The organism is Streptomyces sp. NPDC107454, from assembly GCF_055582885.1.
Genome location: NZ_JBVJPA010000037.1, coordinates 25,978 through 36,742 on the forward strand (window position 1 = coordinate 25,978; position 10,765 = coordinate 36,742).

Genomic DNA, 10,765 nt, shown 5'->3' on the forward strand with positions numbered 1-10,765 from the left:
CGGGGTCGGCGGCCTCGGGTTGTGTCCGGGCGTTCGCCTCAGGAGACGGCGTCCCGCTCCCAGCGGTAGAAGCACTGGGCCATGGCGTCCTTGGGGCTGCGCCACGTCTGCGGGTCGTACGCGCTGACGTACGCCGACAGCTGCTCGCTGACGCTCCGGAACTCGGGGTGCCCGACCACCTTCGCGATGGCGGGCGCCGGGTCCTTGTCGGCTTCGACGAGGTGCATGTACACATCACCGAACTGGAAGAGGCTGCGGCGCTTGACGCCGATCAGGTGCGGGAGTTCACCCCGGTCGGAGGCGGCGAACACATCGGCGATCGCCGGGGCCGAGTCGGGCGCCATGCGCGCGACGATGAGGGCGTGGTGCATCGGATGTCCTTCCTGAGCTCCGGCTGTCAGCCGGGCATCGGCGCGTTCTGACGGTCGCGGGCGGCCTTCTCGATCCGGTCCCGGATGAGCTCCATCTGGACGCGGGAGTTGCGGTTGATGTTGTCCGTCATCCAGGCGTCGTCGACCGGGGCCTCGGGCTTCATCGCGAAGTCCTGCACCCAGTGCATGTGGGTGCCCTCGGGGGTCTCCTCGTACTCCCACCGGATGTTCATGTGGTCGAAGGGGCCCGTCTCGACGCGGCGGGCGCGCACCGTCCGCCTGACACGGTCCACGGTCCGCTCCGAGACCCAGCTCCAGACCTTGCCGTTCTCGTCCGGGTGCATGGTCAGGCGGAACTTCGTCGTGTCGCCGTCGCGGGAGAGCACCTCCAGGGACGCGTACTCGCTGAAGAGCCGCGGCCAGTTCTCGATGTCGTTGGTCATGTCCCAGACGAGGTCGAGAGGAGCGTCGATGGTGATGCTGTTCTCGGTGTGTCCTGCCACTTTCAGGCTCCAGACTTGAGGGTGTTGTTGATGAGGTCGAGGAACTCACGGGGGGTCTTGCAGCGCTCGGCGTCGGGCGGCAGCGGCTGGCTGTACCGGTTCTCCAGCTCACCGACGATGCCGAGCAGGCCGAGGGAATCGAGGCCGAGGGTGCCGAACAGGGAGTCGGACGACTTCTCGAGGTCCTCGGGGTCGACGGAGACACCGGCCGCCTTCTTCATCAGCGAGGCCAGTTCGATGAGGGTCACTTCGGTGGTGATCATGGATCTGTTCTCCTTCCCGCCCGGTCCTATCGGGCGGAGTCGCCGCCGCGGCGCACTACCAGCGCCGCGTTGGAGCCCATCAGTCCCCTGCTGAGGACCAGGGCCGTGTGCAGCTCGGCGGGGCGAGCGCTCGACATCACCAGGTCGAGGTCGTGGCAGATGTCGAACACGTTGGGGGTGGGGGGTACCTGACCGTTCTCCATGGCGAGCACCGCGGCCGCGGTGTCCAGCACGGGGGCCCCGCAGTAGGCCCGCCCGATGCCCGTCTTGGGCGCCGTGACGGGGACCCGGGTGCCGTGCTTGCCGAGGGCGTCGGCGATGGCCAGGGCTTCGGCGCGGTCCGCCTCCGGAACGCCCAGGGCGTCGGCGAACACGACGTCGATCTCCTCCGGAGCGCAGCCGGCCTCGTCGAGGGCGCCACGGATCGCGTGGGCGAGACCCTCTCTGGACCGCTCCCAGCGGGAGGCTCCGGTGAACGTGGCCCCATGTCCGGCCACGGTGGCCCGGACGGCCGCCCCGCGCTCACGCGCGCGGGTCTCGTCCTCCACGACGAGCATGGCTCCCCCCTCCGCGGGAGCGAAGCCGCACGCTCCCGCGGTGAAGGGCCGATAGGCCTGACCGGGATCCTCGGCGGTGCTGATCTCGGGGTATCCGAGCTGGCACACCATCGAGTACGGGGCGAGGGGGGCCTCCGCGGATCCGACGACCACCGCGCCGGTGCCGCGTCGTACACCCCGGGCGGCGAGCGCGATGGAGTCCAGGCCGCCCGCCTCGTCGCTCGCGACCACTCCACACGGTCCCTTGAAGCCGCCCCGGATGGAGATCTGGCCGGTGCTGGCGGCGTAGAACCAGGCGATGGACTGGTACGGGCCGACGTACCGGGATCCCTGGCCCCACAGCTTCTGGAGCTCGCGCTGTCCGAACTCGCCGCCACCTGATCCGGCGGCGGTGATCACGCCGATGTCGTACGGGTCCGCGGGATCACCGTGGCCGAGGCCGGCGTCGTCGAGGGCGAGCACGGTCGCCGCCATCGCGAAGTGGCTGAAGCGGTCCGTCTGAACGAGGAACCGCTCCTCGATGAGGGCCGCGGCGTCGAAGGCCCGGACCTCGCCCGCGATACGGAGCGGCAGGTGCTCGCATCCCTCGCGGGTGATCCGGTCCAGGACGACGAGGCCTTCTCTGACGGACTTCCAGTACGCGTCGGCGCGCAGTCCGTTGGGCGCGATCACACCGATGCCGGTGATGACCGCGCGCCGGGGGTGCTGAGTGCGCTGCGTGCGCTGTGTGCTCATCGGGTCCTCCCACCCGGCCCGGTCAGGAGCACCGCGGACTGGAATCCGCCGAATCCGCTGCCCACGGAGAGCACGTTGTTCAGCTTCCGCGGGCGTGCGGTGCGCGGCACGTAGTCCAGGTCGCACTCGGGGTCGGGAGTTTCGTAGTTCGCCGTGGGCGGCACCACTTGGTGCTTCAGGGCGAGGACGCAGGCGACGACCTCTATCGCGCCGATCGCGCCCAGCGAGTGCCCCACCATGGACTTGATGGAGCTCATGGGCGTCTTGTAGGCGTGCTGGCCCAGGGACCGCTTGACCGCGGCGGTCTCATGCCGGTCGTTCTGCCGGGTGCCCGAGCCGTGCGCGTTGACGTAGTCGATCAGGGTGGGGTCGAGGCGGGCCTGGTCGAGCGTGGTGTCGATCGCCCGGGCCATCTCCAGCCCCTCGCTGGTCAGACCGGTCATGTGGTAGGCGTTGCCGTAGGTGGCGTAGCCGCTTATCTCGCAGTAGATGTGCGCGCCGCGGGCTCGGGCGTGCTCGTACTCCTCCAGGACCAGTACCGCGCCGCCCTCGCCCATGACGAAGCCGTTGCGGTGGACGTCGAAGGGCCGGGAGGCGTGCTCGGGGTCGTCGTTGTCGGGTGAGGTGGCCTTGATTGCGTCGAAGCAGGCCATGGTGATCGGGGATATCGGAGAGTCCGAGGCCCCGGCTATGCAGACGTCCGCCCGGCCCTCCTCGATGGTGTGGAAGGCGTAGCCGACCGCGTCGAGTCCGGAGGTGCAGCCGGTGGAGACGGTCTGCACCGGTCCCTGGGCACCGAACTCCTCGGCGACGACCGAGGCCAGCGTGCTGGGCGAGAACGCCAGGTGCAGCTGCGGGTCGGCCGCGCGGTGGTCCACGTCCCACCGCCGGCCCCGTTCGCTGACCTGGACGTAGTCGTGTTCCAGGCGGGTGGTGCCGCCGACGGCGCTGCCCAGGGAGACCGCGATCCGCCAGGGGTCCTCCTTGGCGGTGTCGAGTCCGGAGTCGCGGACGGCTTCCCCGGCCGCGACCACGGCGAACTGGATGTACCGGTCGGCGTGTTCACTCAGCTCCGGGGCGAGGCCGTGCGCGAGCGGGTCGAAGTCGCATTCGGCGGCTATGCGGGAACGCAGGCCCACCGGGTCGAACAGCGAGATGCCGCGGGTCGCGGTGCGGCCGTTGGACAGCAGGTCCCAGAACGCCGTCGCCCCGGTGCCGCCCGGAGCGACCACACCGATACCGGTGACGGCCACCCGCCGGGTCACTTTATGGCCTCACTTCGCTCGGACGGCTGTCCGTGGTCCGGCGCGGACAGGTCCGCCCCGGCGGTGGCGAACTCGGGGCCGGGCGCGGTGTCGTCGGTCACCTCCGTGTCGACGTGGCCGAGGCTCGGACGCGGAGCGAGCGGGCCCAGGTGGAAGACCATGCGGGCTTCCGTGTCGCCGACGTTGCGGAAGCGGTGCCGCATGTTGATCGGGATCAGCAGACCCTGATCGGGCTTCAGGGCGAAGCTGTCGCCGTCCAGGTCCACCTCGAGGGCGCCGTTGATGACGTACACGAACTCCTCGGAGTACGGGTGGTAGTGCTCACCGATGCGCTCGCCGGGCTGGATGAGGGCCAGGCCCATGAAGCCGCTGGTGGACCCCGCAGTGGCGGGCGTGAGCATGGCCCGGATGTCGCCTCCGCGCCTGCGGTTGGGTTCCGTCTCGCTCAGGTCCACGATGCGTGGATGCTTCTTGAACATGCTTGATACCTCCGGGTGGGGCAGTGACGTCCGGGGAGGGAGGGCCGCGGACGGAGCCGCGGCCCTCTGTCAGGAATCCGCCGAGCGGTCGGTGACGGGCATCATGTCGACGTGCGACAGGAGGCGGTTGATGTTGCGTTCCGTCTCCAGGGAGCCCTCGACGCCGATCGCGGCACCGTCGAGGAGACGCTCCAGCTCCGCGGCCTTCTTCGCGCCCTTGACTCCGAGCGCGGCGACGGGGTCCGCGTCCAGCTCGCCCGTCACGTCGATGAGACGCACCACGATGTCGTCCCGCTGGAAGACCGTGCTCCCGTACACCGGGCTCTTCGGGTCCTCCGCCGCGGCCTCGTCCTGGTGGGCGAGCAACCTGGCCAGCTCCATACCGCAGCCGCGCTTGGCCGGGTAGTAGAGCGCGTGGCGGCGCAGGTCCGCGGGTACCTTGCCGCCGGACACCACGTGGTGCACGGCAGGGAGCGCGGCCCGGGTGAAGAAGACCCGCGCCGAGTCGGGGTCCCGCAGGTCCCGGTCCTGCTCCAGGTACGGGTTGATGGCCTCCTCGACCGCCCGTACCTCGGGCTGACGGGCGACGTGACGCAGTGCCGCCATGAGGTCGCCCTCCACCTCCACCGCACGCACGACACGGTTGCCGTGCATGAAGAGGGAGGTGCGCCGCAGTCGCGTGGTGTCGTCGACCTGGGCCTGGGGGGACTCGTATCCGGCGAGGATCTCGGCGACCTTCGACTCGGTACCCGGCTTGACGGTGAAGGTGAGGGCATGGCGTGCCACACCTTCGCCCACCCGGGCCTCGACCTGCATACCCGCCTTCGCAGACTTCTGGCCGTGCGGCTGGGCGGGGCTGGTCTCCCGAAGGATGCTGTAGCGCATCGAGCGGGTGTCCCGGACGCAGTTGTGCATCGGCCGGACCGTCTCGACGTGCTCCTCGCTGTTCACCCAGGCGAGGAAGGGCGGGGCGCTCTCCCATTCGCTGGTGATGAGCCACTGCGAGGGGTTCTCGATCGACTGGCAGAGCTGGTCGCTGATGTGTCCGGGAACGGACGCGACCTGATTGCGCATGTGCTCGTACGCGTCGAGGAACTGTTCCTGAGCACCTTCGTACAGGTCGAGCAGCAGGATCACCCGAAGCCTGGAGCCGTCGAAGGCCGATTGCGATATACGTCCCGAAGTAGTCATCCGGCACACCTCTTCTCTTCTTCACGGAAGGTCAGGAACGACCGCCGTGTCCCAAAGGCCGGGGTCGCCATGTGCCGATCGTTGACGCGACCCCCGAGGCGCGCGAGCCCGCCGGTGCGGACGAGTGAACTGTGTGCCATCCGGGTGCCCGGAGCGCGCGATCCTCTCCGCACAGGGCATGGAAACTGATGGCCGTTCAAAGCGGCCGGCATCCCATCCCTGACTCACCTCGCGGGTGACGCTGGAGGCAATCAATGAACCGATTGAAAGAGGCCGGCGAGGTCGGTCAGCACACGCCGGTCCTCATCGTCGGCGGCTCCCTGGTGGGCCTGTCCACCTCGCTGTTCCTGGGCCGGCTCGGTGTGCCGCACCTGCTGGTCGAACGCCATTCCGGCACCTCGATCCATCCGCGGGGGCGCGGCAACAACGTGCGGACGATGGAGCTGTTCCGGGTGGCCGGGGTGCAACGACGCATCGAGGAGGCCGCTTCGGTCCTGGCGGAGAACCACGGCATCATGCAGACGCCGACGCTGGTGGGCGACGCCGGTGAGTGGCTGTTCAAGGAGATCGACCCGGGCGGCGGGCTCGCCCGCTTCAGCCCCGGCGCGTGGTGCCTGTGCAGCCAGAACGACCTGGAGCCGGTGCTCCTGAAGAGCGCCCGGGAGCTGGGCGGAGACCTGCGCTTCTCCACCGAGATGCTGTCGTTCGAGCAGGACGCGCAGGGGATCACCGCGCAGCTCAAGAGCCGGGAGACGGGCGAGCACAGCACCGTCCGCGCGGACTACCTGGTCGCGGCGGACGGCCCGCGCAGCCCGATCCGCGAGCGGCTCGCCATCGGACAGAGCGGACCGGGCGACCTGTTCCACAACGTGAGCGTCACGTTCACCTCCCGGGGCCTCGCGGCCGTCGTCGGCGACCGGCGCTTCATCGTCTGCTATCTGACCAACCCGGAGGCCGACGGAGCGCTCCTGCCGGTCGACAACGAGGAGCACTGGGTCTTCCACGCGCCCTGGCACCCCGAACACGGCGAAACCCTGGAGGAGTTCACCGACGAGCGGTGCGCGGACCACATCCGACGCGCCGTGGGCGTGGCCGATCTCGATGTGCGGATCACCGGCAGAGCCGCCTGGCACGCCGCCGAGCGGGTCGCCGAGCGCTACTCGGACGGCAGGGTGTTCCTGGCCGGCGACTCGGCCCACGAGATGTCCCCCACCGGTGCGTTCGGCTCCAACACCGGAATCCAGGACGGGCACAACCTCGCCTGGAAACTGGCCGCGGTGCTGGGCGGCTGGGCGGGCCCCGGACTGCTGAAGTCCTACGACGCCGAGCGCCGCCCGGTCGCGGAGGCGACCAGCGCCCGCGCCTCGTCGCGTTCGGTCGAGCACAGCCACCCCGGGTACATCCCCGCGCCGGGAGCCGCCGGTCCCGGCGGCAAGAAGGGCGGCATCCTCAACGTGGCGCTGGCCTACCGCTATCCGCGCGGCGCGGTCCTGGGTGCCGACCAGTCGGCGCCGATCGTCCCCGACGGCCTGCGCCTGACCGGCGAACCCGGCAGCCGGGCACCGCACATGTGGCTGAACCGCGCCGGCACCCGGGTCTCCACCCTCGACCTGTACGAGCGGTCCATGGTGTTCCTGACCTCGTCGGACAAGTGGCACAGCGCGGCGAAGGACGTCGCCCAGAAGCTGTCCATCCCGCTCGACGCGTACCGGATCGGCAGCGGCGCCGACGCGGAGCTCTCCCCCGCGAGCGACGCGGACTGGGCGGAGGTGCACGGCGTCACCGAGGACGGAGCGGTGCTGGTCCGCCCCGACGGATTCGTCGCCTGGCGCTCCGAGGGCCCGTCGGCGAGCCCCGAGACGGCACTGCGGGAGGCCCTCACGGCGATCCTCGACCGGGGCTGACAGCTCCTTTCACACCGTGTTCCCGACGTCCGCGTCGGCGCGGCGCGCCGGTGCCCATTCCGGGTGAGCCGAGGGTCTCACCCGGAACGGGTACCCGACCGCCGGTCGTCCTCGCGTGTACGGCGAGCCTCCTGACCGCCGTCCAGCCATGCCTTCGGACCACGGTGTCCCCGGTACGTCAGGAGATGTGCGCCGCGGCGGAACGGCGACGGATGAGACTCAGGCCACATGGGCGCACTGTCACACGTATGCGGTCCCCCCGGTCAATAGCTGTGTATCCACAACACGGCAAGGAGATCACCGCCCGGCCCGCACACTCCGTCTCCGCGCACCCCGACCCGCGGCGCGGAGACGGCCCGCCACCACCCACCCGCGCGGCTCCTCGGGTTCCATCGTCAACGTCTCGAGCTCGTCCGACCTCGGTTTTCGCACGACGACGGGAACAACCCATGAAAGCAGGCGCTGTGACCGAACCGCCTCTCGCGCAACTGCGGCCGATGCCGACCGACTGGCAGCGTGCGCTGGCCGTGGTGGCCCATCCCGACGATCTCGAGTACGGATGCTCGGCCGCCGTCGCGTCCTGGGTCCAGGACGGCCGGGAAATAGCGTACGTCCTCGCCACCCGCGGCGAGGCAGGCATCGACACGCTGGCACCGGCCGAGGCCGGACCGCTCAGGGAAAGCGAGCAGCGTTCCAGTGCCGCCGCCGTCGGGGTCCGCGCGGTGGAGTTCCTCGACCACCAGGACGGCACCATCGAGTACGGCATCTCCCTGCGCCGCGACATCGCCGCTGCCATCCGCCGTCACCGGCCCGAGTTGCTGATCACTCTGAACCATCATGCGACCTGAGGTGCGGGTGTCTGGAACACCCCGGATCACGTGGCCGTCGGGCGCGCCGTCCTCGACGCGGCGGCGGACGCGGGCAACCGCTGGATCTTCCCGGAACTGGCCGAGCAGGAGCTGCCGCCCTGGGACGGCGTGCGATGGGTGGCCGTCGCCAACTCCACGAACCCCACCCACGCGGTACATGCGGACCGAGGCTTCGAACAGGCAGTGCAGTCGCTGCTTCAGCATCGTACGTACATCGAGGCATTGAGCGACGAGGATCCCGAGACGTACACGCGCCGCTTCCTGATGGACAGCACCGGCGCGCACAGTGCGCGGTTCGACGGGAAGCCGGCCGTCGTCTTCGAATTGTTCAGCCGCTGAGCGTGTCCGACCGTGGCACATTGGCACCGTTCCGTCCGCCGTGGCACACGTTGCTGTCAGATGGTCACATGGCGGTCAGTGGTGCATGAGCAGCAGGATGACCGTGCCCAGGGCCATCGATCCGTGCCAGAAGTGGGTGTACGGCGCCCGGATGCTGGTGGAGCTGTCCGGGGTGCCCGAAGCTCTGCGCAGCATGGGCATGTCCCGGGTCAGTGACCGCAGAGCGCACGCGAGGAGGTACAGCGCCAGCACTCCGGTGACCACGTCGCCGGCCATCGACCCCGTGGAGTGGCCGAGGTGCGTCATCCAGGCCATCGCGGCCATGCCTGCCGCGAACGGCAACCTCCGTGTGACATCGGTCAGTTCGAACTGCCGGTGACGGCTGACGGCGGTCAGCGGGAACCACAGTGCGGCGGCCGCGAAGAAGGTTGTCTGCGCCTCCGACAGCATGCCGCCCTCGTTCCACGGCATCACCGCCATCGCCAGGGCCATGACGGTGTGCAGAAGGTGGTCGCCTCGGCTGCGCCATCCGGAACTCCGCGAAAGGAGGCCACACCGCAGCGCGTGGACGGCCCCGGCCGTGAACAGCGCTGTCAGCATGCAGCACACGACATCAGTGGCGCTCATGCCGGATCGCGCCCTCCTTCGGAGCCCACGGGCTCCGTTCCGAACCGGCCTGTGCGAGCAGGCGGCAGGTCAGTCGGTGGGTCGCGCGGCCCGCAGCTGGGCCCGCTTCTCCAGTTCCTCCTCATCGACCGGTTCGAGGATGGGCCTGTCCGGCCGAGTGGCGGTGCGGCGGAGTCGGATCTGTGACATGAGAGACCGTATCCGACCCTCGGGAGGACCGCTCGGCGTACGAAGGTTGTCAAGCGGTGTCACAACATCTGGCATCGTTCAAGATCCTCCGGAGGAGGCGCGCACCGCTCCGGCGCCTTGTAGCATGGTGCTGCACTTCTGGAGGACACTTATGCGCGCCCGGGATGACGCAGACTCTCTCGACCAGGCAACGAGGGAATTCATGGAGGCGCGTCCCCACCTCTTCGGCATCGCGTACCGCGTGCTCGGGAGTGTCGTGGAAGCCGAGGACATCGTCCAGGACGCGTGGCTGCGCTGGCAGAACACCAACCGTGCCGACATCTCGGAGCCGACCGCGTTTCTGGCCACGGTCACTTCCCGTCTGGCGATCAACCTGGCCCAGTCGGCACCGAAGCGACGTGAGTCGTACGTCGGGCCGTGGCTGCCGGAGCCGGTCGACACACGCGTGGATCCGCAGTTGGGTGCGGAACGAGCGGAGGCGCTCGACCTGGCGGTTCTTCACCTCATGGAGAAACTGAACCCTGTGGAACGGGCTGCCTACGTTCTGCGGGAGGCCTTCGACTACCCGTACAAGCGGATCGCGGACATGCTGGAGACGAGCGAGGCCAATACGCGCCAGCTGGTGAGCCGCGCCCGCAAACGTCTGGCGGCGGAGCGCAGGGAGCCCGTGAGTCCTGCCGCTCACCGGCGGCTGCTGGAGGTGTTCCTGTCCGCGGCGCAGACCGGCAACCTGTCGGTCCTCGAGGACGTTCTCACTGCGGACGTGGTCAGCTACAGCGACGGCGGAGGGATCCGCGGAGCATCCAGGATTCCGGTCGTCGGACGTTCTCATGTCTCCAAGTACCTCGCCGCCTTCGCCCCACGTTTCTGGCCCCAGCGGGACGTGCGCTGGGTGGAGGCGAACGGCAGGCCGGCCGTCCTTGTCTCGGCCGATGGGAACAGCGTGGCTCTGCTGTCCGTCGATGTGTCGGAGCGAGGCATCGAACGCATCATGTGGGTCCTGAATCCGGCGAAACTGGCTCCCTACGTGGCCTCGCTGGACAGCTGAGGCAACTCGGTCACCGGAGCGGGACGGGCGGCTCGTCAGGAGGGAAACCACAGGTCGGCGTCGGCGGCCTCTTCTTTGCGAACGCCGGCAGCCGGAGCTGATCAGCGCTCGGCCGACTTGCGGCGTACCGTTTTCTGGCTGGAGATATGACCAAGGGACCCACGGTGTGGTGACAGCCGCCGCGCGCTCTGATGGGCGACCCCTTCGATGCGACTCGGACCTGCCTGTGGACCGCGTACTGCCGTGACGACCCCGATGGCGCCGAGCGTGTCACAGATACTTCGGTGGCCCGGTCGTAGTCAGTGACAACCTTGGCGATCGGAGTAAACCGTGGCTATCACCGAACAACGTATTTCCACCATGGTGCTGGTGATCGGCACCGGAGGAGCCGGGCTGCGAGCGGCGATCGAGCTGGCCGAGGCCGG

The 10,765-nt window shown here is 69.3% G+C and carries 11 protein-coding genes and 1 pseudogene; 4 read left to right on the forward strand and 8 right to left on the reverse strand.

The window, feature by feature from the left end; translation table 11 throughout:
* Positions 1-38 precede the first annotated feature (38 nt).
* From ACZ69M_RS49720 to ACZ69M_RS49750, 7 genes are all read right to left on the reverse strand, one after another.
* The gene (locus ACZ69M_RS49720; RefSeq protein ID WP_371643483.1) at positions 39-371 is read right to left on the reverse strand and encodes a TcmI family type II polyketide cyclase; all 333 of its coding nucleotides are present in this window, start codon (positions 369-371) and stop codon (positions 39-41) included.
* 26 nt (positions 372-397) lie between these two features.
* Complete coding sequence (locus tag ACZ69M_RS49725) at positions 398-874, reverse strand: SRPBCC family protein (RefSeq protein WP_470060315.1); 477 nt, start codon at positions 872-874, stop codon at positions 398-400.
* A 2-nt stretch (positions 875-876) separates the two neighbouring features.
* A complete protein-coding gene (locus ACZ69M_RS49730) occupies positions 877-1,137 on the reverse strand; it encodes a phosphopantetheine-binding protein (RefSeq protein WP_470060316.1) in 261 nt (86 codons plus the stop codon).
* Positions 1,138-1,163: 26 nt separating this feature from the next.
* Positions 1,164-2,429, reverse strand: coding sequence for a ketosynthase chain-length factor (locus ACZ69M_RS49735; protein WP_470060317.1), 1,266 nt, complete (start codon positions 2,427-2,429; stop codon positions 1,164-1,166).
* A complete protein-coding gene (locus ACZ69M_RS49740) occupies positions 2,426-3,694 on the reverse strand; it encodes a beta-ketoacyl-[acyl-carrier-protein] synthase family protein (RefSeq protein ID WP_470060318.1) in 1,269 nt (422 codons plus the stop codon). The genes ACZ69M_RS49735 and ACZ69M_RS49740 overlap by 4 nt, the downstream gene beginning before the upstream one ends.
* Complete coding sequence (locus ACZ69M_RS49745; protein ID WP_470060319.1) at positions 3,691-4,173, reverse strand: cupin domain-containing protein; 483 nt, start codon at positions 4,171-4,173, stop codon at positions 3,691-3,693. The genes ACZ69M_RS49740 and ACZ69M_RS49745 overlap by 4 nt, the downstream gene beginning before the upstream one ends.
* 69 nt (positions 4,174-4,242) lie before the next feature.
* Positions 4,243-5,364 carry a SchA/CurD-like domain-containing protein gene (locus tag ACZ69M_RS49750; RefSeq protein ID WP_470060320.1) on the reverse strand — a complete coding sequence of 374 codons (1,122 nt, stop codon included), beginning with the start codon at positions 5,362-5,364 and terminating at the stop codon, positions 4,243-4,245.
* A gap of 254 nt (positions 5,365-5,618) precedes the next feature.
* Between ACZ69M_RS49750 and ACZ69M_RS49755 the strand changes: the two genes are divergently transcribed.
* Both ACZ69M_RS49755 and ACZ69M_RS49760 read left to right on the forward strand, forming a co-directional pair.
* On the forward strand, positions 5,619-7,268 hold the full coding sequence (locus ACZ69M_RS49755; RefSeq protein ID WP_470060321.1) for an FAD-dependent oxidoreductase: 1,650 nt from the start codon (positions 5,619-5,621) through the stop codon (positions 7,266-7,268).
* A gap of 449 nt (positions 7,269-7,717) precedes the next feature.
* Positions 7,718-8,476: pseudogene (locus ACZ69M_RS49760) on the forward strand (PIG-L deacetylase family protein).
* 75 nt (positions 8,477-8,551) lie between these two features.
* On the opposite strand, the gene ACZ69M_RS49765 reads toward ACZ69M_RS49760, so the two are convergent.
* Positions 8,552-9,103 (reverse strand): DUF5134 domain-containing protein, encoded by a 552-nt coding sequence (locus tag ACZ69M_RS49765; RefSeq protein ID WP_470060322.1) that lies wholly within the window; start codon positions 9,101-9,103, stop codon positions 8,552-8,554.
* 340 nt (positions 9,104-9,443) lie between these two features.
* Between ACZ69M_RS49765 and ACZ69M_RS49770 the strand changes: the two genes are divergently transcribed.
* Both ACZ69M_RS49770 and ACZ69M_RS49775 read left to right on the forward strand, forming a co-directional pair.
* On the forward strand, positions 9,444-10,340 hold the full coding sequence (locus tag ACZ69M_RS49770; RefSeq protein WP_470060323.1) for an RNA polymerase sigma-70 factor: 897 nt from the start codon (positions 9,444-9,446) through the stop codon (positions 10,338-10,340).
* Between the two features lie 330 nt (positions 10,341-10,670).
* Positions 10,671-10,765, forward strand: a 95-nt coding sequence (locus ACZ69M_RS49775; protein WP_470060325.1) for an FAD-binding protein, incomplete at its 3' end; no start/stop codon positions are given.

What these genes read in the sequence shown, in the direction of transcription:
- ACZ69M_RS49730 (WP_470060316.1), bottom strand. Translation starts at nt 1,137, where the DNA reads ATGATCACCACCGAAGTGACCCTCATCGAACTGGCCTCGCTGATGAAG.
- ACZ69M_RS49720 (WP_371643483.1), bottom strand. Translation starts at nt 371, where the DNA reads ATGCACCACGCCCTCATCGTCGCGCGCATGGCGCCCGACTCGGCCCCG.
- ACZ69M_RS49735 (WP_470060317.1), bottom strand. Translation starts at nt 2,429, where the DNA reads ATGAGCACACAGCGCACGCAGCGCACTCAGCACCCCCGGCGCGCGGTC.
- ACZ69M_RS49750 (WP_470060320.1), bottom strand. Translation starts at nt 5,364, where the DNA reads ATGACTACTTCGGGACGTATATCGCAATCGGCCTTCGACGGCTCCAGG.
- ACZ69M_RS49745 (WP_470060319.1), bottom strand. Translation starts at nt 4,173, where the DNA reads ATGTTCAAGAAGCATCCACGCATCGTGGACCTGAGCGAGACGGAACCC.
- ACZ69M_RS49765 (WP_470060322.1), bottom strand. Translation starts at nt 9,103, where the DNA reads ATGAGCGCCACTGATGTCGTGTGCTGCATGCTGACAGCGCTGTTCACG.
- ACZ69M_RS49770 (WP_470060323.1), top strand. Translation starts at nt 9,444, where the DNA reads ATGCGCGCCCGGGATGACGCAGACTCTCTCGACCAGGCAACGAGGGAA.
- ACZ69M_RS49755 (WP_470060321.1), top strand. Translation starts at nt 5,619, where the DNA reads ATGAACCGATTGAAAGAGGCCGGCGAGGTCGGTCAGCACACGCCGGTC.